General features: G+C 70.6%; 25 protein-coding genes. 18 read left to right on the top strand and 7 right to left on the bottom strand.

Annotation, left to right across the window (positions count from 1 at the left end; all coding sequences use genetic code 11):
• Positions 1-74: 74 nt before the first annotated feature.
• Positions 75-839, bottom strand: coding sequence for a sulfite exporter TauE/SafE family protein (locus tag ACGHC0_RS06755; protein ID WP_415267750.1), 765 nt, complete (start codon positions 837-839; stop codon positions 75-77).
• Positions 833-1819: an aspartate carbamoyltransferase gene (pyrB, locus tag ACGHC0_RS06750; protein WP_368354540.1), complete on the bottom strand. Its 987-nt coding sequence runs from the start codon at positions 1817-1819 to the stop codon at positions 833-835. The genes ACGHC0_RS06755 and pyrB overlap by 7 nt, the downstream gene beginning before the upstream one ends.
• A 181-nt stretch (positions 1820-2000) precedes the next feature.
• Here pyrB and ACGHC0_RS06745 point away from each other — a divergent pair, with 181 nt between their 5' ends.
• Complete coding sequence (locus ACGHC0_RS06745) at positions 2001-2912, top strand: LysR family transcriptional regulator (RefSeq protein ID WP_368354539.1); 912 nt, start codon at positions 2001-2003, stop codon at positions 2910-2912.
• Between the two features lie 46 nt (positions 2913-2958).
• Complete coding sequence (locus ACGHC0_RS06740) at positions 2959-3912, top strand: AEC family transporter (RefSeq protein ID WP_368354538.1); 954 nt, start codon at positions 2959-2961, stop codon at positions 3910-3912.
• A gap of 16 nt (positions 3913-3928) precedes the next feature.
• Here the strand turns inward: ACGHC0_RS06740 and queG are convergent, their stop codons facing one another.
• A complete protein-coding gene (queG, locus tag ACGHC0_RS06735) occupies positions 3929-5026 on the bottom strand; it encodes a tRNA epoxyqueuosine(34) reductase QueG (protein WP_368354537.1) in 1098 nt (365 codons plus the stop codon).
• A gap of 12 nt (positions 5027-5038) precedes the next feature.
• Between queG and tsaE the strand changes: the two genes are divergently transcribed.
• The 5 genes from tsaE to ACGHC0_RS06710 all read left to right on the top strand — a co-directional run bounded on the left by tsaE (position 5039) and on the right by ACGHC0_RS06710 (position 9172).
• Positions 5039-5584 (top strand): tRNA (adenosine(37)-N6)-threonylcarbamoyltransferase complex ATPase subunit type 1 TsaE, encoded by a 546-nt coding sequence (tsaE, locus tag ACGHC0_RS06730; protein WP_415267749.1) that lies wholly within the window; start codon positions 5039-5041, stop codon positions 5582-5584.
• Positions 5581-7128, top strand: coding sequence for an N-acetylmuramoyl-L-alanine amidase (locus ACGHC0_RS06725; RefSeq protein ID WP_415267748.1), 1548 nt, complete (start codon positions 5581-5583; stop codon positions 7126-7128). The genes tsaE and ACGHC0_RS06725 overlap by 4 nt, the downstream gene beginning before the upstream one ends.
• A 133-nt stretch (positions 7129-7261) precedes the next feature.
• Entirely contained in the window at positions 7262-7594 is a 333-nt protein-coding gene (locus tag ACGHC0_RS06720) for a cupin (protein ID WP_415267747.1), read from the top strand.
• A 136-nt stretch (positions 7595-7730) separates the two neighbouring features.
• Positions 7731-7958, top strand: coding sequence for a glycine zipper domain-containing protein (locus tag ACGHC0_RS06715; RefSeq protein WP_013593771.1), 228 nt, complete (start codon positions 7731-7733; stop codon positions 7956-7958).
• A gap of 356 nt (positions 7959-8314) precedes the next feature.
• Positions 8315-9172 (top strand): alpha/beta fold hydrolase, encoded by an 858-nt coding sequence (locus ACGHC0_RS06710; RefSeq protein ID WP_415267746.1) that lies wholly within the window; start codon positions 8315-8317, stop codon positions 9170-9172.
• A 40-nt stretch (positions 9173-9212) separates the two neighbouring features.
• On the opposite strand, the gene ACGHC0_RS06705 is transcribed toward ACGHC0_RS06710, so the two are convergent.
• A complete protein-coding gene (locus tag ACGHC0_RS06705) occupies positions 9213-9857 on the bottom strand; it encodes a DedA family protein (RefSeq protein WP_107132410.1) in 645 nt (214 codons plus the stop codon).
• Positions 9858-9989: 132 nt separating this feature from the next.
• Here ACGHC0_RS06705 and mutL point away from each other — a divergent pair, with 132 nt between their 5' ends.
• A complete protein-coding gene (gene mutL, locus ACGHC0_RS06700) occupies positions 9990-12086 on the top strand; it encodes a DNA mismatch repair endonuclease MutL (protein WP_415267745.1) in 2097 nt (698 codons plus the stop codon).
• Between the two features lie 16 nt (positions 12087-12102).
• On the opposite strand, the gene ACGHC0_RS06695 is transcribed toward mutL, so the two are convergent.
• On the bottom strand, positions 12103-13293 hold the full coding sequence (locus ACGHC0_RS06695) for a glycerophosphodiester phosphodiesterase (protein ID WP_415267744.1): 1191 nt from the start codon (positions 13291-13293) through the stop codon (positions 12103-12105).
• 249 nt (positions 13294-13542) lie between these two features.
• Between ACGHC0_RS06695 and ACGHC0_RS06690 the strand changes: the two genes are divergently transcribed.
• Entirely contained in the window at positions 13543-14436 is an 894-nt protein-coding gene (locus ACGHC0_RS06690; protein WP_368354529.1) for an alpha/beta hydrolase, read from the top strand.
• Positions 14437-14466: 30 nt separating this feature from the next.
• On the opposite strand, the gene ACGHC0_RS06685 is transcribed toward ACGHC0_RS06690, so the two are convergent.
• Positions 14467-14955, bottom strand: a complete 489-nt coding sequence (locus ACGHC0_RS06685) for a winged helix-turn-helix transcriptional regulator (RefSeq protein WP_415267743.1) — start codon at positions 14953-14955, stop codon at positions 14467-14469.
• A gap of 84 nt (positions 14956-15039) precedes the next feature.
• Here ACGHC0_RS06685 and ACGHC0_RS06680 point away from each other — a divergent pair, with 84 nt between their 5' ends.
• The 3 genes from ACGHC0_RS06680 to ACGHC0_RS06670 are packed head-to-tail and all read left to right on the top strand — an operon-like array spanning position 15040 to position 17708.
• Positions 15040-15906 (top strand): SDR family oxidoreductase, encoded by an 867-nt coding sequence (locus tag ACGHC0_RS06680; RefSeq protein WP_415267742.1) that lies wholly within the window; start codon positions 15040-15042, stop codon positions 15904-15906.
• Between the two features lie 48 nt (positions 15907-15954).
• The gene (gene miaA, locus ACGHC0_RS06675; protein WP_415267741.1) at positions 15955-17007 is read left to right on the top strand and encodes a tRNA (adenosine(37)-N6)-dimethylallyltransferase MiaA; all 1053 of its coding nucleotides are present in this window, start codon (positions 15955-15957) and stop codon (positions 17005-17007) included.
• Positions 17004-17708: an ABC transporter ATP-binding protein gene (locus ACGHC0_RS06670; RefSeq protein WP_415267740.1), complete on the top strand. Its 705-nt coding sequence runs from the start codon at positions 17004-17006 to the stop codon at positions 17706-17708. The genes miaA and ACGHC0_RS06670 overlap by 4 nt, the downstream gene beginning before the upstream one ends.
• 16 nt (positions 17709-17724) lie before the next feature.
• Here ACGHC0_RS06670 and ACGHC0_RS06665 read toward each other — a convergent pair whose 3' ends face one another.
• A complete protein-coding gene (locus ACGHC0_RS06665) occupies positions 17725-18153 on the bottom strand; it encodes an Hsp20/alpha crystallin family protein (protein WP_415267739.1) in 429 nt (142 codons plus the stop codon).
• A 147-nt stretch (positions 18154-18300) separates the two neighbouring features.
• Between ACGHC0_RS06665 and ACGHC0_RS06660 the strand changes: the two genes are divergently transcribed.
• The 6 genes from ACGHC0_RS06660 (at position 18301) to ACGHC0_RS06635 (ending at position 26258) form a co-directional block, all read left to right on the top strand.
• Positions 18301-20901, top strand: coding sequence for an FtsX-like permease family protein (locus ACGHC0_RS06660; protein WP_415267738.1), 2601 nt, complete (start codon positions 18301-18303; stop codon positions 20899-20901).
• Between the two features lie 201 nt (positions 20902-21102).
• Positions 21103-21813 (top strand): IPTL-CTERM sorting domain-containing protein, encoded by a 711-nt coding sequence (locus ACGHC0_RS06655; protein ID WP_415267737.1) that lies wholly within the window; start codon positions 21103-21105, stop codon positions 21811-21813.
• Positions 21814-21917: 104 nt separating this feature from the next.
• Complete coding sequence (locus tag ACGHC0_RS06650; RefSeq protein ID WP_415267736.1) at positions 21918-22847, top strand: collagen-like protein; 930 nt, start codon at positions 21918-21920, stop codon at positions 22845-22847.
• A 97-nt stretch (positions 22848-22944) separates the two neighbouring features.
• Entirely contained in the window at positions 22945-23994 is a 1050-nt protein-coding gene (locus ACGHC0_RS06645) for a glycosyltransferase (protein ID WP_415268388.1), read from the top strand.
• A gap of 54 nt (positions 23995-24048) precedes the next feature.
• Complete coding sequence (locus ACGHC0_RS06640; protein ID WP_415267735.1) at positions 24049-25131, top strand: PLP-dependent cysteine synthase family protein; 1083 nt, start codon at positions 24049-24051, stop codon at positions 25129-25131.
• A 2-nt stretch (positions 25132-25133) separates the two neighbouring features.
• Positions 25134-26258, top strand: coding sequence for a lipocalin-like domain-containing protein (locus ACGHC0_RS06635; protein ID WP_415267734.1), 1125 nt, complete (start codon positions 25134-25136; stop codon positions 26256-26258).
• Positions 26259-26370: the final 112 nt, after the last annotated feature.

Below are 26370 nucleotides of genomic sequence, written 5' to 3'. Positions count from 1 at the left end.
TCTTTGCCGCATCGGTGGTGGATGGCGCACTCCCCCGAGGAGCGGAGCGCGACAGTCTCGGGCGTTGCCCGGTTTCAGGCAGGAACCATGGCGTCCCAGAGAAGTTTGGAGCCCAGCAGCATGGAGAAGACCAGGAACATCGCCTTCATGCGGTGCGGCGACAGGGTCTTGGCGGTCCAGGCGCCCATCATTCCGCCCACCGCGCATCCCAGCAGCAGCGGAATGCCCAGCTGGAAGTCGATCACGCCCTTGCTGGCGAAGGTACTCACCGAGGCGCCCACGACCAGCAGGTTGATGCGCGTCATGACCGAGGCGCTCTGCACGAAGCTGAGCCCGAAGAAATGCATGAGCGCGAAGATGAGGAAGGTGCCGAAGCCCGCGCCAAAGAACCCGGAATACACGCACAGCGCGAACACGGTGGCCACGCCCCCGGCCGACATGCGCGCGCCCCCCGCCCCCGGCGCGACACCTTTGGCCGACAGGTCGGTGCGGTAGGTGATCCAGAGGACACCCGCCATGAGCGCGACGACGAGGAACTTGAGCAGGCGCTCGTCCATGCCGGTGGCGAGCAGGGAACCCGTGACAGAGCCTGCCACGCACAGTGGCCAGAGCAACCAGGGCACGACCACCTCGGAGCGCTGGTCCTGGCGATGCACCAGCGCTCCCGTGGCGAAGGAACCGATCAGCGCGAACTTGACCGTGGCGATCGCGGTGGCGGCGGGATGGCCCAGCAGCAGCAGCAGTGGCACGCCGAGCGTGACGCCTCCGCCCACCGTGACGGCGACGATCCCGACAATGCCGCCCACGCCCGCGAGGGCGGCGCTCCATAGCATCACCATGCGACGGACCTGTTGGCGGAAGATGGGGGGGCGATGTCCAGGAGCCGGTCGCCCATCAGGGCTGCCGTCGTCAGGCGGAACCGGCCCAGGTAGCGCTGGAGTACCGCCATGCGCACGGCCACGCCATTGGCGGCCTGCCGGAAGTAGTGGTTGAAGGGCGTGTCGTCCACGTCTTCGGGGAGTTCTGCGCCGCGAGGCAGGCAGTGCATCACCATCAGGTCGCCCCGCAGGCCCTGCAGCAGGCGGCGATCGACGCGGCAGCGATCCAGCTGCACGCCGTGGGAAGCCTCTTCGCGATACTGCTCGCGCTGCACGCGCACGACATAGAGCACATCCACCTGGCCCAGCATGTCGGCCACGCAGGCGTGCTCCTGGGCGCCCGTCCCCGCCACCTGCGCCAGCGGGTCGCATTGCGCCTGCGCCGCCTCGGTGTCGCCTACCGCATCCACCACATGCACCCGCACGTCGCGGAAGGCGCGCAGCCCGGCGAGCAGCGACTTGGCCGCCCGGGAATACCGCAGCCCCCCGCAGATGCCCACGCGCAGGCCGTCCAGGGTGCCGAAGTGCTTGCGCATGGTGAAGAGGTCGATCAGGGTCTGCGTCGGATGGCGGTGCAGGCCTTCGCCCGCGTTCACCACGGGTACGTCGAGCGCCTGCGCCATGCGCTCCACCATGCCGTCCTGCGCGTGCCGCGCCACGACCAAGTCCGCGTAGTAGCCCGCCATGCGCAGGGTGTCGGAAGCGCTCTCGCCCAGGCCCATGCGGGTGGTCTGCATGTCGCCCATGCTCAGCACCTTCGCGCCCAGCCGGTGCGCGGCCGCCTCGAAGCTCAGGCGGGTGCGGGTGCTGGGCTCGAAGAACGCGGTGCAGACCAGCGAGCCCGCGAGGCTGTAGGCGAATTCGCCCGGATGGCGGCGGATGTCCTCCGTCACGTCCAGCAGGTTCTCGATATCCCCGCGCGACCAGTCGTCGATCGACACGAGATGCTGGCGCCCAGCCCTGTGTGGAGGGGTACGTGAATGCCCATCGGGCAGGGAGCGGTGGCACTGCGACACTGGAAACAATCTTGTTGTGCGGATGGGCTGACTTTCTGCTTCAATCTTCTTTCCGAGGCTTCCATAAGAGAAGTTTTTCTTTCTTATACGAAACATAAAAATCATTTTGGAAACAACCATCGATCTAGAGCAGCTCCGCACCTTCGCACTGGTGCTCGAGCTGGGGAGTTTTTCTGCGGCGGCCGAACGCCTGGGTCTCACCCAGCCCGCCGTCAGTGTCCAGGTCAAGAAGCTGGAGCGCGCACTGTCCGTGCGGCTGGTGGAACGCGTGGGAAGGCGCGTGAGCGCCACGCCCGCCGGCAGCGACCTGCTCGCCCAGGTACCGCATGTCGCGACCGCGGTGGCCAACGCGGTGAGCGCGGCGACCTTCCATGCCGCCGGGGTGTCGGGCACGGTGCGCCTGGGCACGGGCCTCACGCCCTGCCTCTACTTCCTGCCGGCGGTGCTGCGCGACCTGCGCAAGCGCTATCCGTCGCTGCAGATCGTCGTGAGCACCGGCAATACGGAGGACTACGTGCGCCAGATCGAAGGCAACATCATTGATGTCGCCCTCGTCACCCTGCCCGTCAACTCCCGCGCGATCGCCTCGACGCCCGTGCTGGAGGACGATTTCGTGGCCATCTGCCGCCGTGGCACCTGCCAGTGGCCCGACGCCGTGACCGCGGAGATGCTCGGCGAGCAGCCGATGGTGAAGCTCGGCACCGGGACCACGACCCGCACGCTGGTGGACGAGTGGCTGCGCCAGGGCACCGGCCCGCTGCGCCCGCCCGTCATGGAGTTCGACAGCGTGGAGGCCATCAAGGCCATGGTCGCGGCGGGCCTGGGCTGCGCCGTGCTGCCGCGCATGGCGGTGACCGGCCCGGGCAGGCACAAGGACCTGGAAATGCGCCCGCTCGAACCGAAGCTGCGGCGCACGCTGGCCTTCATCCTGCGCCAGGACAAGCCGGTCAACCGGGGCCTGAAGAAGGTGCTGGAAGCCATCGCGGACGGCGCCCGCGTGTTCAAGTCCAAGGACTGACGCGACCTTTCCAGGCGGGGACGCGCCCCGGCGTGCCGGCATTTCCATGCCACGGCACCCGCCGGCGCGGGCGCCGGGTATCCTGCGGGCGGTGAACTACGCGCAGCTTCTCTTCCCGGATTTCTCCCTCATCCTCTTCGGATACCTGATCTGCCGCTACACGGCCCTCAACCGGTCGGTCTGGCAGCCCGTCGAGAGCCTGGTGTACTACCTGCTCTTTCCGGTGCTGCTTTTCCAGTCGATCGTGAAAAACCCGATCCATGTGGTCGAAACCTCGGGCCTGATCGGCGCGGGGGTGCTCACGGGGTTCTGCGGCATCGGCCTGGCCTACGCGCTGCCGAAGCTTCCGGGACTGTCGGGCCGCATCGACGCGCGCGACCACGCCGCCAGCGCGCAGGTGGCGTTCCGCTTCAATTCGTTCATCGGGCTGGCGCTGGCCGAGCGGCTGGCGGGCGCGCAGGGCCTGCAGCTCATTGCCGTGCTGATCGGGGTCTGCGTGCCGATCTTCAACGTGGCGGCCGTGTGGCCCATGGCGCGCGCGGGCAGCCACGGCTTCCTGAAGGAGCTGGCACGCAATCCGCTGATCCTGGCGACGGCTTCCGGGCTGGCCGCGAACCTGCTGGGCCTGCGCATTCCCGGATGGATGGAGCCCTCGGTGAACCGCGTCGGTGCCGCGTCGATCGCCCTGGGGCTGATGTCGGCGGGCGCCGGCATGCAACTCGGCCTGCTCACGCGCAGCACGCTGCTGTCGGCCTCGGTGCTCGCCATACGGCACCTCGTGCAGCCGGTGGCGGCCTGCCTGCTGGCACGCTGGTTCCGGCTCGACACCGTGCAGACGACGGTGCTGATGGCCTTCTCGGCACTGCCCACGGCGTCCACCTGCTACGTGCTGGCCGCGCGCATGGGCTACAACGGGCCCTATGTGGCAGGCCTGGTGACGCTGTCCACCGTGCTGGGCGTGCTCAGCCTGCCGCTCGCGCTGGGCTGGCTCGCGCCCTGAGCGCTGCGCTGTCCGCTCATGCGGGCGGCGGCTCCGGCAGTCCTGCGGTGGCCTGCGCCAGGGCCCACGCCACGTGCTCGCGCACCAGGGGGCTCGGATCATCCGCGCGGGATGCCAGGGCGGCCCGCAGGGCCGGGTCGCCGGTGGCGCGCAGCGCGTTGCCCAGCGCCACGGCCACGTTGCGCAGCCAGCGCTCATGCCCGATGCGGCGGATCGGCCCGCCTTCGGTCATGCGCAGGAACGTGCTCTCGTCCCAGGCGAACCACTCGGCCAGCGGGCGCCCCGAGAGCCCGGGGCGTTCGTCGAAATCGGGCACCTGCGCGGGCTGGGCGAACTTGTTCCACGGGCAGGCGAGCTGGCAATCGTCGCAGCCATAGACGCGGTTGCCCACGAGGGGCCGGAGCGCTTCCGGAATGGGCCCTGAATGCTCGATGGTGAGATAGGAGATGCAGCGCCGCGCATCCACGCGCTGCGGCGCGACGATGGCACCCGTCGGGCAGACATCGATGCAGGCCTGGCAGGAACCGCAATGCGCGCTCACGGGCTCGCTGGGCGGCAGGGGCAGATCGACGTAGATCTCGCCCAGAAAGAACATGGAGCCGGCTTCGCGGTGCAGCACCAGCGTGTGCTTGCCGCGCCAGCCCTGGCCGCTGCGCCGGGCGAGTTCGGCCTCCAGCACGGGCGCGGAGTCGGTGAACACGCGGTGCCCGAAGGGCCCCACCACGCCGGCGATGCGGTCCGCGAGCTTCTGCAGCCGGGCGCGCAGCACCTTGTGGTAGTCCCGTCCCCGCGCATAGACGGACACGATGCCTTCGCGGGGCCTGTCCAGCCGCGCCAGTTCGGCCGCCTGCCACCCCGCTGGCGAACCCTCGTGCTCCGCGGTGCGCTCCAGGGTCTGCCGCGGCAGGTAGTCCATGCGCACGGTGATCACGCTCACGGTGCCGGGCACCAGTTCCGCCGGCCGGGCACGCTTGAGCCCATGGGATTGCATGTAGTGCATGTCTCCATGGAACCCTTGGGCCAGCCATTGCATCAACCCCGGCTCCGCCGATGACAAATCCACGCCGGCGACGCCAATTTGGGAAAATCCCAGTTCGCGGGCCCAGCCTTGCATTTGAGGAACGAGTTGACTGCTGCACGACATCACCCCGGGATTGTAGAAAGCCCCTCCGGAACCGACACCCTGCAAAGGGTATGGCGGAGCGAGGACGACACCGCGGCCTTCGCGCGCGCGCTCGCCGCGCAGCCCGTGCTGGCGAATGCTTTCATCAACCTGCACGGCGACCTGGGCGCGGGCAAGACCACCTTCGTGCGGCACCTGCTGCGGGCCCTGGGCGTGCAGGGCCGGATCAAGAGCCCGACCTACGCCGTGGTGGAACCGCACGACACCGCCACCGGGCCGGCGTGGCATTTCGACTTCTACCGCTTCGGCGATCCCCGCGAGTGGGAGGACGCAGGCTTTCGCGACATCTTCGCGGGCCCCGGCCTGAAGCTCGCCGAATGGCCCGAGAAAGCCGCGGGATTGCTGCCCGCGGCCGACCTGGTCCTACAGATCGAAGCATCCTCTCCCTCCAATGGCGCGTACGATGGCGACGGCCTGGCCCGGCTGGTCCTGCTGCGCGCCGGCACCCCCCTCGGCCGCACCCTGGTGCAAGCACTTCCCGCAGAATGAGCGAAGACGCCTTCCCCCCCTCCCATCCGCCCGCCGCTCCCTCGCCCCTGGCGCATGGCCCGTCGCGGCGCCGGCTGCTGCGTGCCGGATCCCTGGTGCTCCTGCTCGGGGCCGCGCAGATCGCCCGCGGCGCGGGCATCGTCGCGGTGCGCGTATGGCCGGCGCAGGACTACTCCCGCGTGACCATCGAATCGGACCAGCAGCTCACCGCGAAGCAGTTCTTCGTGGCCACTCCTCCGCGGCTGGCGGTGGACATCGAGGGCATCGACCTGAATCCCGAACTGCGCGAACTGGTCGCGAAGGTGAAGCCGGACGACCCCAACATCGCCGGCATCCGCGTCGGCCAGAACGCCCCGGGCGTCGTGCGGCTGGTGGTGGATCTCAAGCGCGCCGCGCTGCCCCAGGTCTTCACCCTGCCGCCGATCGCCGCCTACCGGCACCGGCTGGTCTTCGACCTCTATCCCGCCGAACCCGAGGATCCGCTGGAGACCCTGATCGCCGAGCGGCTGCGGGACGCGGCACCGGGCGCCGCCTCCGCGGGCACCGCCGCCGCGCCGGCCCCGCTGCCCAACATCGCCGCGGCGCGGCCGGGCACGGCCGGTGACCCGCTCGGCGACCTGATCGCACAGCACAACCAACCGGGAAAAGCCGCTCCCGCGGCGCCGGGCGGCCTGCCCGCGGCATCGCCCGGCCCCACCGCGCCGGTGGCCACGCCGTCCGGTGCACCGGCTGCCGCGCCCCCGGCAGTGGCGGCCGCGCCCGCGCCGCCGCATGCGGGCAGCGGTGCGGCGCTGGCCGCCCCGGCCATTGCCCGGGCCACCGACCGGCTCATCATCGTCGCCCTCGATCCAGGCCATGGTGGAGAAGACCCGGGCGCCACCGGTCCGGGCGGAACACGCGAGAAGGACGTGGTCCTCAAGGTCGCGTTCCTGCTGCGCGACCGGATCAACGCCACGACCGTCGGGGGCAACCCGATGCGCGCCTTCATGACCCGCGACGCGGACTTCTTCGTGCCGCTGGGCGTGCGGGTGGAAAAGGCACGGCGCGTGCAGGCGGACCTGTTCGTCAGCATCCATGCCGACGCCTTCACCACGCCGGCCGCCCGCGGCGCGAGTGTCTTCGCGCTCAGCCAGAGCGGTGCGTCCAGCACGGCCGCGCGGTGGCTGGCCAACAAGGAAAACCAGTCGGACCTGGTCGGCGGGCTGAACGTGCGCAGCCAGGACAGGCACGTGCAGAGCGCCCTGCTCGACATGAGCACCACGGCGCAGATCAACGACAGCCTCAAGCTCGGCAGCGTGCTGCTGGGCGAGATCGGCAGCATGGCCAAACTCCACAAGCCACGGGTGGAGCAGGCCGGGTTCGCCGTGCTGAAGGCGCCGGACATACCCAGCGTGCTGGTGGAGACCGCCTTCATCAGCAATCCGGAAGAAGAGGCCAAGCTCCGCACGGCGGCCTACCAGCAGCAGCTGGCGGATGCGCTGATGCGCGGCATCACCCGCTACTTCGCGAAGAATCCGCCACTCGCACGCAGCCGGTCCGTCTGACCACATGGCCCCGGGCCGGCCGGTACCCGCAGGCCTGCCCGGGCATGCAGGCATTGCCTTGCGGCGCTGGCTGGGCCACAGTTCCATGCACCCCACGACGAAACGCCCCGCACCGGGGCCAGAGGAGTTTTCCATGGCTTTGCAGCATGCACGTTCCGCCGAAGTCGTCAGCGTCCGCCCGCTCGGTGCCGCGCTGGCGGGAACCGCCACCTCGGCCATCATCAAGGCCGCGCAACTCGAAGTGATACGGGCTGTTCTGCCCGCCGGCAAGGAGCTTCGCCAGCACGAGGTGCCCGGGGAGTTCACGATCCAGTGCATCGAGGGAGAAGTGGAACTGCACACCGCTTCGGGCGCCAGCCTGCTGCGCGCGGGCGACCTGGTCCACCTGGAGGCCCATGCGGTCCACTCACTGCGCGGGCTGACCGATGCCTCGCTGCTGCTCACGCTCTGCCTGGTCCCCGAATGAGGCCGCGGGCCGGACAGTAACGTCCTACAACCTGCGGTTGGAGCTGCTTACACACGCCTGGATCGAGCGGAGCGATAGTGTGGACATGGGTAGAAGGACATTCCCTGAGCCTGCAATTCCACACAAGGAGCACACCATGAACTACCGCCATCTCCTCTCCGCCGCCGCCTGCGTCGCCGCACTGGGCCTGGCAGGATGCTCTTCCAATCCGTCCAACGCACAGATCGGCACCGGCGTGGGCGCCGTGGCTGGCGGTGTGCTGGGCAGCGCGGTCGGCGGCACCGCAGCCACCGTGGGTGGCGCAGCAGCCGGTGCGCTCATCGGCCACGAACTGGGCGAAGACCGAGACCAGCGCCGCCGCTGAACGCAGGTACGCCGTTCGGAACCTTCGCGGAAGCGGCCTGCGCCGCTCCGCACCACAAGCCGCTCGCATGGCAACTGCCGCGCGAGCGGCTTTGTTCATGGGCATCGCGAAAGCGCCTCGGCCTGGCTTTCTCGATGCATAAAAGATATTTATCGTTATTCACAAATACTCTAATAACTGATAAAGCTAGCAGCGGCTAGCATTCAGCGGTCCCTTTTTGCAGAGGAAGGTCGCTGTCCATGGCCCGATTTCCCCACCCGCCGCGCACCGGAATATCGCCCTGCGCCGAGGGTGGCCAACCGCGGCGGCCGGCACTGCGGTTCCGGGGGACGGGCCCGGCGACGGCGGCCCTTCCGATGGCCGGCGATGACTTCAGCGCATTCGCGGAGGAACAGGTCCTGCGGCTGCCTGCCGCGGGAGGCAGCCACCTTCGCTACCAGGACCGCGGCAGAGGGCCCGCCGTCCTGCTGGGCCACAGCTATCTGTGGAACTCCACGATGTGGGAACCCCAGATCCACGCCCTTTCGCGCTGCTACCGCGTGATCGCACCGGACCTCTGGGGCCACGGAGCGTCCGGCCCCCTGCCGCGCGGCACGCACGACCTGCAGGCACTGGCCGGTCACATGCTGTCCTTGCTCGATGCCTTGCAGATCGACAATTTCGCCGTGGTCGGCCTTTCGGCCGGCGGCCTGTGGGGCGCTGAACTGGCACTGCTGGCGCCCGGGCGGGTGCGCAGCCTGGTGCTCATGGGCTCCCGTCTCGGAGCGGAACCCGAAGCAACGCACCGCCACTACGCGGGCCTGCTCGACGCGATCGAGGCCGCAGGGCGTGTCACCCCGCCACTGGCGCGGGCCATCGTTCCGCTCTTCTTCCGCGCCGGCACGGACATGGATGCTGCGCATCCGGCGGCGTTCGCCCGCTGCCTGGCGTCGATGCCCACCGACCGGCTGCGCGACTCGGTCGTCCCGCTGGGCCGGCTCCTGCTGGCGCGCCGCGATGCGCCAGGCCGGCTGGCGGCGCTGGACCCGGCCACCACGCTGATGATGTGCGGCGACGGCGATACCGCCTGCCCGCCCCGCGGGATGCAGGACCTGGCGCACTCGCTGGGCTGCGATGCCGTGCTCGTGCCGGCCGCAGGCCATCTCTCGAACCTGGACAACCCCGAGGCCGTCAACCACCACCTGCTGCGGTGGCTGGAGCGCACGCTGCGCTAGGCAGCGCGGTCAGCGCCGATGCGCGGCCGCGCTTTCCGTCTCAGGCGGCCTGCCGGCGGCCCGCACGCCAGGCACCGAAGATCGCGATCAGGCCCGGCACCAGGATCAGCGCCCAGATGATCTTGTCGAGGTTGGCCTGCACCCAGGGGAAGTTGCCGAAGAAGTAGCCCGCCGTGCAGATGCCCAGCACCCACAGCAGGGCGCCGCCCACGTTGTAGGCGGTGAACTTGCCGCGGTGCATTTCGGCCACGCCTGCCACGAACGGGGCGAAGGTGCGGATGAACGGCATGAAGCGCGCCAGCACGATGGTGATGCCGCCATAGCGCTCATAGAACGCATGGGCCTGCTCGAAGGCCCGGCGGTTGAACCACCGCGAGTCCGGCCACTGGAACACCTTGGGCCCGAAATACCGTCCGATGGTGTAGTTGCACTGGTCCCCGAGCACGGCCGCCACCAGCAGCACGGCGCAGGCAATGGGAAAGCTCATCAGCCCGGCGCCGCACAGCGCGCCCACGATGAAGAGCAGGGAATCGCCGGGCAGGAAGGGCATGACGACGACGCCCGTTTCCACGAACACGATGGCGAAGAGCAGCGCATAGACCCAGGGGCCGTACGCGGCCACGAAGGCCGCGATGTGCTTGTCCACGTGCAGGATGAAATCGATGAGGAACTGGATGGCTTCCAAGGCGGATCCTTCAGGAGCGGCAGAGCGGAAAAGGGGTCGGTGCGCCCGGGCAGGTGCTTTCGCCCCGCGAGGGAAGCGGGCACCCGGCGGCGCGGCGCGTAACTCTAACCGCACTGCCTACAATGCCGCCCGATGACCCCAGAGCCAGCCCCCCCGCGCCGCCCGATCCGCGATCTTCCGGACGAACTGATCAGCCAGATCGCCGCCGGCGAGGTGGTGGAGCGGCCCGCGTCGGCCGTGCGTGAACTCGTGGACAACGCGCTGGATGCCGGCGCCCGGCAGGTCACCGTACGGCTGCTGGCGGGCGGCGTCCGCCTGATCGCGGTGGAGGACGACGGCTGCGGCATCCCGCCCGAGGAATTGCCGGTGGCACTGCGCCGCCATGCGACCAGCAAGATCACCAACCTGCACGATCTGGAGTCGGTGGCGACCATGGGCTTCCGGGGCGAGGCGCTGGCCGCCATCGCATCGGTCTCGGAGATGGCACTGCTGTCGCGGACCGAGGAGCAGCCCACGGCCTTCCTGCTCGATGCGCGCAGCGGCGAGTTGCGCCCCGCGGCACGCAGCCGCGGCACCACCGTGGAGGTGAAGGAACTGTTCTTCTCCACACCCGCGCGGCGCAAGTTCCTCAAGACCGATGCGACGGAGCTGGCGCACTGCATCGAGGCCGTGCGCCGCCATGCGCTGGCCCGTCCGGATGTCGGCTTCGCGATCTGGCACGACGGCAAGCTGGTCGAACAATGGCGCGCAACGCTGGCCGCCCCTGCGGCCTCGGTGGATGGCGCTGTGGACGATGCCGCGCTGGAAGATGCGCTGGCGCGCCGGCTGTCCGACGTGCTGGGCGAGGACTTCCTGGCCGAGTCCATCGCCGTGCGACACCGCTCCGGGCCGGTGACCGTCACCGGGAGGGCCGGGCTGCCGGACGCCGCACGCTCGCGTGCCGACCAGCAGTTCTGCTACGTCAACGGCCGGTTCGTGCGCGACAAGGTGCTCACGCATGCGGCGCGCAGTGCCTACGAGGACGTGCTGCACGGGCAGAAGCAGCCGGTGTATGCGCTCTATGTGGCGATCGATCCGATGCGGGTGGACGTGAACGTGCACCCCACCAAGATCGAGGTGCGCTTCCGCGACAGCCGCGAAGTCCACCAGGCCGTGCGGCATGCGGTGGAAAACGCCCTGGCGGCCCCGCGAGCGCAGGCGCTGGCGGTTGCCGCGCAAGGCGCTGCCGAAGCAGGCGGGCCCTCCCCGGATTCGCCCGCGGCCGCCGCTGCCCGCATGCCGCAGCCCGCCCTGCCCCGGCAGGCTGCGATGCATTTCGATGCCCGCCCCGGGCACCGGGTCACCGACCTGGAAGCACTCTGGGGCCGCAAGGACACCACGCCTTCCGCACGGCCGGATGGCGCCGCGGCAGCCTTCGCGCAGCCGTCCGGGCCGCATGCGCCGCTGCCCTCCCCCTCGGTGCCAGGGGCAACCGCCACGGTGCAGGAGGCTCCCGCCGCCTATGTCATGGCGCCCGGTGCCCTCCCGGCCACGGACACGCCCGCAGTCCCGCAGGGAGGGGCCCCGGACGGCGCAGGCAGCTTCGTGGCAGCGCCCGACGCTTCTGCGCAGGCCGAGGCTCCCGCCGGTGCCGGGCCGGAAGTCTGGCCGCTGGGGCGCGCGGTGGCCCAGATCCACGGCGTGTACATCCTGGCCGAGAACGCCCAGGGCATGGTGATCGTGGACATGCATGCGGCGCACGAGCGCATCGTGTACGAGCGCCTCAAGGCCCAGGTGGACGCCAGCGAGCGCATCGCGAGCCAGCCGCTGCTGATTCCGGCGACGTTCGCCGCCACGCCCGAGGAAGTGGCCACGGCGGAAGCCCATGCCGACACGCTCGACATGCTCGGCCTCGAAGTCTCGCCTTTCTCGCCCCGCACGCTGGCAGTGCGCGCCGTGCCCACGTCGCTCGCCCAGGGCGATGCGGTGGAATTGGCACGCAGCGTGCTCGCGGAACTGGCGGCGCACGATGCCACCACCGTGGTGCAGCGGGCCCGCAACGAGATCCTCGGCACCATGGCCTGCCATGGCGCCGTGCGCGCGCACCGGCGGCTCACGCTCGATGAAATGAACGCGCTGCTGCGCCAGATGGAAGTGACGGAACGCTCCGACCAGTGCAACCATGGCCGGCCTACGTGGCGGCAGCTGTCGATGCGCGAGCTGGACGCGCTGTTCCTGCGCGGGCGCTGATCCGCCCGCGCCTGGATCAGTTGTCGCGCGCAGCCCTGGCCTGGTCGGGAAAGTCCGAGAACACGCCGTCCACGCCGAGACGGAAGAACTGGCGGTATTCGGCCGCAGGATCGCCCTTGTAATCGGAGGCGAGCCGCTTGGCCTCGCTGCGGAACGTGTAGGGATGCACGAACAGGCCGGCCGCATGGGCATCGGACACCACGCGGGTGGGCGACATCACGATGCGGTCGCGCTCGTCGATGACGCCATCGCCGTTGAGGTCGTCCGGCTTGCCGTCGTTGTTGGCGTCCTGCAGCCGCGTCGGGATCAGGTAGGGCTTCCAGGGGCCGATGCCGTCCGCATAGGTCCTGACCTCGCGCAGCCCCTCGGGCGTGAGCAGGCTGGCGAAGGTGCGGCGGTCGCCGGCCACCGCGAAATCGTAGGGCTTGTCGTAGGGCGCGGTCAGATCGATGCTGCCGTCGGGTTTCACGTCGTTGCCATCCACGAGCTGCACGAGGCGCACCTGGGTCTTCGTGCGCAGGTACCTGAGGTTGGACACCTCGAAGGACTGCACCATGACCGGCGAGGCCGCCTTGGTGTAGCCGTACTGTGCGAGCGTGTCGAGCAGCCGGTCCTCGAGCTTCAGGTTCAGGTTGGCGTGGTAGGTGGGGTGCTTGGTCTCGATATAGACGCCCACGGTGCGGGCCGCCTTCGCTCCTTCGGTGCGGGCGAGGTCCAGCACCTCGGTGAGCGTGGGGATCTGGAAGCGGCCATTGAAGGACTGGTCGCGGTCGGCCAGGGGCTGGATGGCACGCAGGGTCTTGATCTCGGCCAGCGTGAAATCGGAGGCGAACCAGCCCTCCTCCTGCACGCCGTCCACCATCCTGCGGGTCTTGCGGCTGGCGAACTCGGGGCGCTGCGATACATCGGTCGTGCCGGTGATGTTGGGCTCGTGGCGGGCAATGAGCACGCCATCCTTGGTGGCCACCAGGTCGGGCTCGATGAAGTCGGCACCCAGCTCGATGCCGCGGCGGTAGCCTTCGAGCGTATGGTCGGGCAGGTAGCCGGCGGCGCCGCGGTGGCCGATCACCAGGGCCTTGGAGCCGTCGAGGGTGGAATGGATGCTGCCGCCGTTGCCACCGCAGGCGGACAGGGTTGCGCATGCGGCGGCTGCCAGGGCCAACCGGCCGGTGAACAGCGGGCCGCGCGCGATTCGTTGCGTCGTCATGAGTCTCTTCTCCCTTGTGAATGGACGGTATGCGCCCGCGCGCACTCTGTCGGTGCCGCATGACAGCCCCGTGACACCGCCGCGCCCGCAGCCGGACGCACGGTCAACCCGGATCAGCGGGTCCCGGACAGGGTAATTCCAGGGTTCGGCCCGTCAACCCGGGGAACCATGGTGCGTTTCTTGCAGCATGTCCTGCAGCCCGCACGGGCCCGACGAACTTTCCCACCCGACCGGAATCTGTTCATTTCGATGAAACGCTGGCCCCTCTTCTCCTCCATCGCGCTCGCCCTCGCAGTGACGGCGGGCTGCGCCACCCTCGATGCGAAACAGCGCGAATGGATCTTCCAGCCCAGCGACCGGGCCTGGGGAGGCGCGCAGTCCACGGACGACATGCAGGACGTGTGGATCGCGTTCGATTCGCGCGCCACGGGCAAGGCGGAGAAGCTGCATGGCCTCTGGATGCCCTCGGACCGCGCCAACGCCCCGGTGCTCCTGTACCTGCACGGCGCGCGCTGGAACGTTTCCGGCTCCGCAGGCCGCATCAGGCGCATGAACGACATGGGCTTCTCGGTGCTGGCGGTGGACTACCGCGGGTTCGGGCGCAGCAGCCCGGCACTGCCCTCCGAGGCGACGGCCCTCGAAGACGCCAGGGCGGCATGGGACTGGCTCGCCACGCGGGAGCCCCGGGCGCCGCGCTACATCTTCGGCCATTCGCTGGGCGGTGCGATCGCCATCGACCTGGCCGCCATGGTGCCGGACGAACAGGGCACCATCGTGGAGGGAACGTTCACCAACATTCCCGAGGTGGTGGCCACGTTCAAGTGGGGGTGGCTCCCCATCTCGGGCCTCATCACGCAGCGTTTCGAGTCGATCCGCAAGGTGGCGCACATCGGCTCGCCGCTGCTCGTGGTGCATGGCAGTGACGACAGCCTGATTCCGCCCTCCCTGGGCAGGCGGCTTTATGAAGCGGCCCAGGGGCCCAAGCGCTTCGTCCTGGTGGAGGGCGGCACCCACCACAGCACCAACAGCGTGGGCGAGGCACAGTACCGCGAGGCGCTGGCGGACCTGTTCCGGATCCCCGCCGGGCCGGTGCCCGCGCGCGCGCCGGCACAACGGGCGTCGGGAGCCAGTTCCGCGGCCTGACCGGGCCAGGCCCGGCAGGGTTACGGGGGGTCAGCCTACTGCGGCCGCGGCGGCGCCCCGTGCCGCCATGATCTCCGGCAGGTGGCCGCCGATCCAGTCGGCCAGGGCCTGCACGTGCCGGCCGACCTCTCGCCCCAGAGGCGTCAGGCGGTACTCGACGTGCGGCGGCACGACAGGATAGGCCTTGCGCTCCACGAAGCAGTCCCGCTCCAGCACCTGCAGCGTCTGCGCCAGCATGCGCTCGCTCACGCCGCCCACCTTGCGCCGCAGTTCGCTGAACCGCAGCGTGCGGTCGTCGAGCGCCACCAGCACCAGCACCCCCCAGCGGCTCGTGACGTGCTGCAGGATCTCGCGCGCGGGGCAGTCCGGCGACAGCACGTCGCCCCGGCGCATCAGTTCGGCTATGGGAAGGGACGCTAAGGCACCACACGCCGGCGGCGGCGGGTGCGACGGTTCCAGGGCTGTGTCGGCGGAAACAGGGACTTGAACGGGGATGGGAAAGGCGGCGCGCTGGTCCATCACTTACCTTTTTGTAGGTACTTACGAAAAGTTTGCTTGATGGTTATTGTCGCGTCTTCGTCCATTCATCACAAGGAACACGACATGATCGCCATCACCGGAGCCTCCGGCCAGCTCGGCCGCCTCGTCATCGACACCCTGCTGCGCACGGTTCCCGCCCGGGACATCGTGGCGCTGGTGCGCACCCCCGCCAAGGTGCAGGACCTCGCCGAACGCGGGGTCGTGGTGCGGCAGGCCGACTATGCCGCGCCCGCCGGCTGGGATGCGGCCCTGCGGGGCGTGCGCCGGCTGCTGCTGGTCTCCAGCAGCGAAGTGGGGCAACGGACGGCGCAGCACCGCACCGTCATCGATGCCGCGCGGCGCGCGGGCGTGGAACTGCTGGCCTACACCAGCGTGCTGCACGCGGAGACCTCGGCCCTGGAACTGGCGCGCGAGCACCGGGACACCGAGGCGCTGCTGCGGGAATCCGGCGTGCCCCACGTGCTGCTGCGCAATGGCTGGTACACCGAGAACTATCTGGCCGGGGTGGGCGCCGCGCTGCAGCACGGAGTGCTGCTGGGCAGCGCGGGCGACGGCCGCATCGCGTCGGCAGCCCGGGCGGACTATGCCGAAGCGGCCGCCGCGGTGCTGCAGGCGCCGGACCAGGCCGGCAAGGTGCATGAACTGGCGGGCGACAGCGCCTATACGCTGGCGGAACTGGCGGCGGAAATTTCCCGCGCGTCGGGCCGGTCCATCCCCTACCGCGATCTTCCCGAAACGGAATACGCCAGGATCCTGGAAGGTGCCGGCCTGCCCGCGCCGTTCGCAGCCATCCTGGCCCAGTCCGATGCCGCGGCGGCACAGGGAGCGCTTTTCGACGGCAGCGGCCAGCTGGCACGGCTCATCGGCCGGCCGACCACGCCCTGGCAGGGCCAGGCCGCCGAGGCCGTCCGCGCCGCCATGCCGGGCTGACCTGCCGGCCACGGGCAGGCACTGCGCGCTGGTACGCTCCGGGGGATCATGTCCACTCCCCCTTCCCTGCCGGCCGCCGGTGCACCGGCACCCCACCTGCCCCGCGGAGCGGCCGCTCCGGCCCTTCCTGCCTGCATCGCGCTGGCAGGCCCCACCGCATCGGGCAAGACGGCCGGGGCGCTGGCGCTGGCCCGCGCGCTCGCGCCGCACCGCCCCGTGGAAATCGTGAGCGTGGATTCGGCACTGGTGTACCGCGGCATGGACATCGGCACGGCCAAGCCGACGGCCGCCGAGCAGGCGGCCGTGCCGCACCACCTGATCGACATCCGCGATCCGCTGCAGCCCTACAGCGCGGCCGAATTCGTGGCCGACGCGCAGCGGCTCGTGCGCGCGATCCAGGCGCGCGGCGCCCTGCCGCTGCTGGTGGGGGGCACGATGCTGTACTTCAAGGCGCTGTGGGACGGTATCGACGACATGCCGCCGGCCGACGCCGCCGTGCGGGCCCGGCTGGAAGCACAGGCCGCGGCCGAAGGCTGGCCGGCCCTGCATGCGGAACTGGCCCGCGTGGACCCGCAGACGGCAGCCCGGCTCGCGCCCGGCGACAGCCAGCGCATCCAGCGGGCGCTGGAAGTCTGGCACGTGTCCGGGCGCCCGCTGTCGAGCTTCCACACCCGCGCTGCCCCGTTCGGGCATGCTGCGGACGCGGGGCACGGGCCCATGCCGCTTTTTTCGCTGGAGCCCCAGGACCGTGCCTGGCTGCACGAACGCATCGCCCGACGCTTCGACGCCATGCTGGACGAGGGCTTCGTGGACGAAGTGCGGCGCCTGCGCGCGCGCCGCGACCTGCATCCGGACCTGCCATCGATGCGCTGCGTGGGCTACCGCCAGGCCTGGGAGGCGCTGGACGAAGAAGCGCGCACCGGCCGGCTGCCGCTGGCGGAGTTGCGCGAGCGCGGCATCGCCGCCACCCGGCAGCTCGCCAAGCGGCAGATCACCTGGCTGCGCGCGATGCCGTGGCGCCATGCGATCGCCTGCGATGCACCCGGCGCCACGGACCGCTGGGTGGCGGCCGCGCTCGATGCGCTGGGGGTGCAGGCATGACGGCCCACGCCGGCGCGGCCTCTGCCGGCATGCCGCTGCTGCAGGCGGCCGGGCTGACGCGCCATTACGGCACCGGCACGCCCGTGTTCCGCGACGTCGATCTGGCCGTGCAGCCCGGGGAATTCATCGCCATCGTCGGCGAATCCGGCGTGGGCAAATCCACGCTGCTCAACTGCCTGGCCGGACTGGACCATTGGCAGGCCGGCAGCGTGCGCCATGGCGCGGCCGACCTGGGCACGATGGACGATGCGGAGCGCGCCCGGTGGCGGCGCGTGCACGTGGGTTTCGTGTTCCAGGCGTTCCACGTGCTTCCGCACCTGGATGTGGCGCAGAACGTGGCACTGCCGCTGATGCTGCTGGGCCGCAGCGACCCGGCGCGGGTGGACCGCATGCTGGAGGCGGTGGGCCTGCAGGGCCTGGGCGCGCGGCTGCCGCAGCAGTTGAGCGGCGGCCAGCTGCAGCGCGTGGCCATCGCGCGCGCGCTGGTGCACGGCCCGGGCCTGCTGCTGGCCGACGAGCCCACCGGCAACCTGGACCCGGCCACCGCGGAACGGGTGATGGACCTGCTCGTCGCGCAGACGCGCGACCACGGGGCCGCGATGGTGCTCGTCACCCATTCGCGGGCCGCGGCGCAGCGCGCCGACCGCACGCTGCGCCTGACGGCGGGCGGCATCCGGCCGGAGGGCATCGCGGCCGGCTGAGCCGCCCTGGCCCACCCTATTCGATCGCGAGCCGCTGGCCGCCGGCGCCGCGCTTCTTGGGCAGCGTCAGGGTGAGCACGCCGTGGTCGTATTTCGCCTTCGCCTCCTGCGCGTCGATCTCGGCCGGCAGCTGGAACGAGCGGGCCACCGCGCCGTAATAGCGCTCCGAGCGCAGCACCTTGTCGCCTTCGGTCTGCTGGTCATGCTGCCGCACCTCGGCGCGCAGGCTCACGACGTTGCCGTCGAGCGAGACATGGATGTCTTCCTTGGGCACGCCGGGAATCTCGGCGTGCACGGTATAGCCGCCGTCGTTTTCCTTCACGTCCACCTTGATCTGCTGCGGCGTGGGCAGGCCGTCGCCGTGCAGCGGGCGCACGTAGAAACCGGGTGCGAAGTCCTTGAAAAATTCGTCCAGAAGACCGCCACGGGTCACGAGTGAATTCATGATGAGCTCCTTCGTCGTGTCGAACATCGGGGTTGGAAGACGTGCCGGCATGCCGGCCGCAATGCCCATATAGGCCTGCGGCCAAGCGCTTCAAGACCCCGTGCGGCCTCCACGCACGGGCCGTGACGGCGGCGCCACAATCGCTCCATGCTCGCCTTGCTCCGCACCTTTTCCTGGCAGGAACTGCGCCGCCATCCCTGGCGCACCGCGGTGGCCATGGTCTCCGTCATGCTGGGCGTCGCCCTGGCCTTCGCGGTGCATGTGATCCATGCCTCCGCGCTCTCGGAATTCAGCCAGGCCGTGCGCGCGGCGGGCGGCCAGCCCGACCTGCAACTGCGCGCGGCGCAGGGCGACCTGCCGGAGGCGCTGTACGGCCCCGTGGCCACCCATGCCCTCGTGGCACGGGCGGGCCCCGTGCTGGAGGTGTCCGTGCAGGCCTCCGCCCCCGGACGCAGCCCGGTGGCGCTGCGCGTGGTGGCCGCGGATGCACTCCTGCTCGGCGCCATGGCGCCGGAGCTCGCCCCGCGACCCTTCCCGGACGCGGACCGGCTCGCCATCCTGTCACCGGACACGCTGTTCCTCAATGCAGCCGCGATGCAGGCCCTGGGGCTGCGGGCCGACCGCGGCAGCCCGGTCACCTTGCGCCAGGGCCTGGCCGGGCATGCTGCCCGGGTGGCCGGGACAGTGGCGGCCGCCGGGCCGCCGCTGGCGGTGATGGACATCGGCGCGGCGCAGGATTTCTTCGGCCGTGCGGGCCGCCTGAGCCGCATCGACGTGCAGTTGCAGCCCGGGCGGCGCGTGGAGGATTTCCAGGCAGCGCTGCCGCAGATGCTGCAGGCCGCGGGCCTGGAGGCGGCCGACGCAGCGGGCATCGCCATCGTGCGGCCGCAGGACACGGCCCGGCGCACGGACGACCTGTCCCGCGCCTACCGGGTGAACCTGACGGTGCTGGCCCTGGTCGCGCTCTTCACCGGAGGCTACCTGGTGTTTTCCGTACTGGCGCTGAGCGTGGCGCGCCGCAGTCCGCAATTCGCGCTGCTGGGGGTGCTCGGCGCCACGCCACGCATGCGGCGGGCCCTGGTGCTGGCCGAGTCCGCGGCCCTGGGAGCCGCCGGCAGCGTGGCCGGCATCGCGCTCGGCACGGGCCTGGCAGCGCTGGCACTGCGCGCCATGGGTGGCGACCTGGGCGGAGGGTACTTCGAGGGCGTGCGCCCCTCGCTGCAGTGGAATGCCGGCGCCGCATTGCTGTACGCGGCGCTGGGGACCGCCGCCGCGCTGGCGGGGGGCTGGTGGCCCGCGCGCTCGGCGGAACGGCTGGCGCCGGCCGTCGCGCTCAAGGGGGCCGGCACGGCCTCCGACATGCAGCCCCGGCTGGCACTGCCCGCGCTGTGCGCCGCAGCAGGATGTGCGCTGGCATTCGCGCCGCCGGTAGCGGGGCTGCCGCTCGGTGCGTATGCGTCGGTCGCGCTGCTGCTGGTGGGCGGCATCGGCCTGCTGCCGGTGCTGGTGCACGGGCTGCTGAGCCTGCTGGCCCCCTGGGCGGGCCGCCGCCCGTTGTCTATGCTCGCCGTGGAGCGTGCGCGGCGGATGCACGGCATGGCGGCCGTGGCGGTCGGCGGCGTGGTGGCCAGCCTGGCCCTGTCCGTGGCATTGACGGTGATGGTGGCCAGCTTCCGCGGCTCGGTGCTGCAATGGCTGGATACCGCGCTGCCCGCGCCGCTGTACCTGCGTGCGACGGGTGCCGGCGGGGGCGGCGGCGACGCGCCCTTTCCGCCGGGGTGGGACGACACCGTGGCGCGGCTGCCCGGTGTGGAGCGGGCCGAGGCGCTGCGCATCGGCAGCCTGCTGCTGGATCCCTCACGTCCCGCCGTGGCGCTGCTGGCCCGGTCCTTCGGGCGCGGCGCGGCGCAGACACTGCCGCTGCGCGATGCACCGCTGCCCGTGCCTCCAGGCCGTATCGCGGTGTACGTGAGCGAAGCACTGGCCGACCTGTACGGGGTGAAGCCGGGCACCCACTGGCCGGCGCTGTCCCGGGCCATGGCCCTGCGCGCGCGGGGCGCCGGACAGCCCGCGGCCGAGTTCTTCGTCGCGGGCATATGGCGCGACTATGTGCGCCAGTTCGGCGCGGTGGCCATGGAGCGCCGCGACTACATCCGACTCACGGGCGATGCCGGCATCGACGACCTGGCGATATGGCCCGTGGCGGGCGTGGACGAGGCCGCGCTGCGGTCCGCCATCACGGACCGGCTGCCGCAGGCGCTGCGTGCGGGCGGGGAGCCCGCCATCGAGTTCAGCACCGCACAGGCGATCCGGGAACGCTCTCTCGCGCTCTTCGACCGCAGCTTCGCCGTGACCTACTGGCTGCAGGCCGTGGCCATCGGCATCGGGCTGTTCGGCATCGCCGCGAGCTTCTCGGCACAGGTGCTCGCGCGGCGCAAGGAACTGGGCCTGCTGTCGCACCTGGGCCTGACGCGCCCGCAGATCCTCGGGGTGGTGGCGGGCGAAGGCGCGGCCTGGACCGCCGTCGGGGCCGTCGCGGGCCTGGCGCTCGGCTGTGCCGTCTCGGCCGTGCTCGTCCACGTGGTGAACCCGCAAAGCTTCCACTGGACGATGGAGATGCACATTCCCGCGGCGCGCCTTGCGCTGCTCAGCTGCGCCGTGGTCGCCACGGGAACGGTGGCGGCGTGGCTTGCGTGCTACTCGTCTGCATCCCGCCACGCAGAACTCGCCCTGAGGGAGGATTGGTAAGCAAAAAATTTCCTTGCCTTCTGATGCATTTTTTTTAATTTCACGCACAATCCAAGCTATTGCGAATAGCTATTGGGGTTCCGGGGAGGACGCCCCATGCACAAGGTGCTTTCAACACCACCGAAGCTGACCAACGATTACTACATTCACCGCATCCGCAGGGCCGCTCGCGCCGTCCCTGCAGGTTGCAGAGGAGATTCCATGTTTCGTCACACCCTGCGCTGGCTGGCCGGCGCCGCGCTCGCCGTCACCCTCTGCGCACCCGCCGCGGCCCAATGGGTGGTCCCGCCGGGCTCATCGCTCGACGTGCCTCCAGGCGGTACCGTGGACATCGCCTGCACCTCGCTGGACATGCAGGGCACGCTGAACCTCAGCGGCGGCACGTTGTCGGTGGACTCTTCCGCAACGTTTGCCTCCGGCTCCAACGTGACCGGCTCCGGCGGCACCATCTCGGTGGGCGGAGACCTCATCGCCACGGGCCCGGTGAACACGGGCAACAACACCCTCGTGCTGCGCGACGGATGCGACCCGGGCAACACGTCCCAGATCAGCGGGAACATCGTCGTGCAGAACCTTGTGCTGCAGAGCACGACGGGCCGTAACTTCGTCCTGCCCGCAGGCGCCAACATCACGGTGCTGGGCTCGCTCACGATCCAGGGCACCCAGGCGCAGCCGGTCCAGCTCACGGCCGCCAGCGGCACGGCCGTGGTCAACCTGGGACCGAATGCGACCGTCACCCGCAATTTCGCCAGCGTGCCGCCCACGGTGCAGATCGGGGCCGCAGCGACGGCAGTGACCTCGATTCCCACGCTCAGTGAATACGGCCTGATGCTGCTGTCCCTTCTGATGGGCGCGCTCATGGTCTGGAAACAACGCCGCAAACCGGTACCGCACCCGCACCGCGCAGGCTGAATACCCTTCCCGGGCGAAGCACCGTTGCCCGGGCACGGTACCTGTCGGGAGCGCCGCGTGCGCATCCAAGACATCCAAAGATCCAGTAGAGAGAGGGTTCCACCATGCCGAAAAAACGCCCGGGCCGTCATTGGGCCGCCACCACGCTGTGCTCCGTCATCGCCCTGCATGCCGCAGGCGCGCTCGCCGCGGACGTGACCGTCACGCCCCCTGCCGGCGGCGGCTTCGTCGTCAAGGGCGGCAGCCAGGAGCGGCTGCGCGTGCAGGGCACGGGAGAGGTCTACATTCCCGGCCTGTCCTCGACCGGCACGAGCAACAACCTGACCTGCTATGACGCGGGCACGGGGCAGCTCACCAAGTGCGCTCCCGGCGTGGGCGGCGGCGCGACGGGAGCCACGGGTCCCATGGGTCCCACCGGGGCGACCGGCCCTGCCGGCGCCACAGGTGTGACCGGCGCCACCGGCGCGGCCGGCCCGACGGGCGCCACCGGGGTGACCGGTGCCACCGGCCCTTCCGGAACCGGCGCCACCGGCGCTACGGGCCCGACAGGCGCCACGGGTGCTACCGGAGCCACGGGACCGACCGGCCCGACGGGCGCCACGGGTGCGGAGGGAGCCACCGGGGTGACCGGCCCGACCGGCGCCACGGGTGTGACGGGGCCCCAGGGCACGCAGGGTCCGCAAGGCATCCAGGGCGTCCAGGGTGTCCAGGGCAACACTGGAGCGACAGGTCCCACCGGTGCCACCGGCCCTACAGGCGCGACAGGCGATCCCGGCGCGACCGGGGCCACGGGCCCGACGGGAAGCGTGGGAGCACTGAGCACGGCTTCGGTGAACGATACCTGCGGCAGCAGCGGACTCAAGGAAGTAACGGCCACCTGCAGCGTGGGCAACGCGGTCTCGGGAGGGTGCCGCACCGCCGACCCTCTGGTGAACCTGCTGACCCAAACCTACAAGAGCGCGAACAACCAATGGAAATGTTCGTACTCCTGCTCATCCGCAGTGAGCATCACGGCGGAGGCGTACTGCCAATAATGCAACGGTGGCGCGAAACAGCGCGCTGCTTTCGCGCAGGCGGGAAAATGCCCAACCGCCCCCGGATGTCGTGAACCGCCCCCGCATCTGCCTCAACATGATCGTGAAGAACGAGGCACCGGTGATCACCCGGTGCCTCGCTTCCGTGCGGCCCTTCATCGACCACTGGGTGATCGTGGACACGGGCTCCACGGACGGCACGCAGGACATCGTCCGCGATTTCCTGCAGGGCGTGCCCGGCAACCTGCACGAGCGGCCCTGGAAGGATTTCGCTCACAACCGCAACGAGGCGCTGGAGCTCGCCAGGCCGCAGGCGGACTACGTGCTCTTCATCGATGCGGACGAGCAGTTGCGCGTGCCCGGGGGATTCACCTGGCCCACGCTGTCCGCGGACGGGTACATGTTCACCTGCCGCATGGGCGACTGCGAGTACCTGCGCAATGCCATGGTCGCCGCGCGCGTGCCCTGGCGCTGGGAAGGCGTGCTGCACGAGTTCCTGGCCGCGCCCGCGCACGCACCCTGGCAGCCGCTGCCCGGCCCGGTGATCGATGTATCCCACGACGGCGCCCGTGCCCGCGATCCGCAGACCTACCTGCGCGACATCGCCGTGCTCGAACAGGCGCTGCGGGACGAGCCCGGCAACACGCGCTATGCGTTCTACCTGGCCCAGAGCCTGCGGGACGCGGGCCGGCTGCAGGCGTCGCGGGACGCCTACCGCCGGCGCGCGGCGATGGGCGGCTGGGACGAGGAATGCTGGTTCGCGGCCTTCCAGGTCGCCGTGCTCACCGAACGCCTGGAAGCCCCGCCGCACGAGGTGCGCGACGCCTATCTCGCGGCCTACGCGCAGCGGCCCGCGCGCGCGGAGCCCCTGTGCGAACTGGCCCGCTACCACCGGCTGCGGTCGGAGTTCGCGCTGGCCCACCTCTACGCCCAGCAGGCGGCGCGCATGCCGCGGCCGGCCGACATCCTGTTCGTGGATGCCGGCGTCTATGCATGGCGCTCGCTCGACGAACTCGCCGTGAGCGCGTTTTACGTACAGGCCTTCGAACAGGGCCGCGAGGCGCTGCAGAAGCTGCTGCGCGAGCGGCATTTCCCGCATTCCGAGGCCGCGCGCATCGAGGCCAACCAGCCCTTCTTCGGGCTGTAGAGCAGGATGCGCTGCGGCACGCTCCGCGGCACCCGCGCCTGCGATACTTCCCGCATGACCGCTCTTCCCTCCTCCGGCGTCGCGCCCGGCGGCTGGCTGCACCAGGCCATTGCCCGCATCGAGGCCGACTACCACCGCAGCGCCGACACGCACCTCATTCCGCTCAATCTGCCGGCCTATGCGGCCCACGGCATCGACCTCTACCTGAAGGACGAGTCCACCCACCCCACGGGCAGCCTGAAGCACCGGCTCGCGCGTTCGCTGTTCCTCTACGCGCTGTGCAACGGCTGGGTGCACGAAGGCTCGACCATCGTCGAATCCTCCAGCGGCTCCACGGCGGTGAGCGAGGCGTATTTCGCGCGGCTGCTGGGCCTGCCTTTCGTGGCGGTGATGCCGCGCCGCACTTCGGTGGAAAAGGTGGCGCAGATCGAGTTCCACGGCGGCCGCTGCCACTTCGTGGACAGCCCCGCCGAGGTGTACGACGCGGCACGGGCGATCGCGGCCGACACCGGGGGGCACTACATGGACCAGTTCACCTATGCCGAACGGGCCACGGACTGGCGCGGCAACAACAACAACATCGCCGAGAGCATGTTCGTGCAGATGCAGCGCGAGCGCCACCCCGTGCCGCGCTGGATCGTGGTCGGTGCCGGCACGGGGGGCACGAGCGCCACCATCGGCCGCTACATCCGCTACCAGCAGTACGCGACGCAGGTCTGCGTGGCCGATCCGGCCGGCTCGGTGTTCAGCGCCTACTGGCGCTCGGGTGACGGCACGCTCACGGCGGCAGGCTCGCGCATCGAGGGCATCGGCCGCCCGCGCGTGGAGCCGAGTTTCATCCGCACGCTCGTGGACCACATGGAGGAAGTGGCGGATACCGATTCGGTCGCGGCGATGCAGGTGCTCTCGCAATTGCTCGGACGGCGCGTCGGCCCCTCCACGGGCACCAACTTCGCGGCCATGCTGCGCCTGGCCAGCGGCATGCGCAAGCGCGGCGAACGGGGCTCGCTGCTGTCGCTGCTGTGCGACTCGGGCGAACGCTACCTGCCCACCTACTTCGACGAGGCCTGGGTGGCCGGCACCATCGGCGACTGCGCGGCCGCGCGCGCCGGCATCCAGGCCAGCATGGACGCCTGACCATGCCGGGTCGCCCCACGCGCCGCGCCTGCCTCGCCGCAGCGGTCGGCGCCGCGTCCGCCAGCGCGTGGATGCCCTGGCCGGCACACGCGCTGCCCGCGCGTACTCTGGCGTTTCCGCGCGACCACGGCAGCCACCCGGACCTGCGCACCGAGTGGTGGTACATCACCGGGCACGCCCATGCGGACGGCCAGGACTGGGGCTTCCAGATCACCTTCTTCCGCTCCCGGGTGGACGAGACCCGCACGCTGCGCTCCGCCTTCGCGGCCCACCAGTTGCTGTTCGCGCATGCCGCGCTCACCGACGTGCGCAGCGGCCGGTTGCTGCACGACCAGCGCATCGCGCGCGCGGGCTTCGGCGTGGCGCAGGCGCAGGAATCCGACACGTCCATCCGGATCGGGGACTGGTCGCTGGCCCGCAGCGGCACGGCGGACGGTGGCAGCCGGTACGCGGCCCGCATTCCGGCGGAACGCTTCACCCTGGAACTGGAGTTCGACAGCACCCAGCCCCTGATCTTGCAGGGCCGCCAGGGCCTGTCGCGCAAGGGGCCGCAGCCGGAGCAGGCGAGCTACTACTACAGCCAGCCCCAGCTGGCGGTGCGCGGCACGATCGCGCTGCCGGGCAGGCGCCTTGCGATCGGCGCGGACGGCAGCGCCGCCCCCCGCACGGCACGCGCCTGGCTGGACCACGAATGGAGCGAGGCCCTGATGCACCCCGAGGCCGTGGGCTGGGACTGGATCGGCATGAACCTGGCGAACGGCGGCGCCCTCACCGCCTTCCGGCTGCGCCGCCGGGACGGCAGCGCGCTCTGGGCCAGCGGCTCGTTCCGCGCAGGTGCGAACGCCCCGCTGCAGGTCTTCGAGCAGGCGGAGGCCATGGCCTTCACGCCCCTGCGGCACTGGACCAGTCCGCGCACCGGCACGCGCTATCCCGTGGCCTGGCGCATCGACACGCCCGCCGGCCGCTTCGAGGTCGATGCCATGGCCGACGACCAGGAACTGGACAGCCGCGGCTCCACCGGCGCGATCTACTGGGAGGGCCTGAGCGTGCTGCGCGACGCTTCCGGCAGCGAGGTGGGCCGCGGCTACCTGGAACTCACCGGCTACGCGGGCGCGCTGCGCCTGTGATGCGGCTGGTGAAAAACCCGGACCTCTCGGGCCATCAGATGCAAGCCATGTTCACGGACTCTGAATAATCAGAGCCGCACCTATCGGATGGCCGCGGAGCAGGCCACGCCAG

This window comes from Acidovorax sacchari, from assembly GCF_042847045.1.
In the GTDB taxonomy this organism is placed as follows: Bacteria; Pseudomonadota; Gammaproteobacteria; order Burkholderiales; family Burkholderiaceae_C; genus Paracidovorax; species Paracidovorax sacchari.
This window is presented reverse-complemented; position numbering and strand designations above follow the sequence as displayed.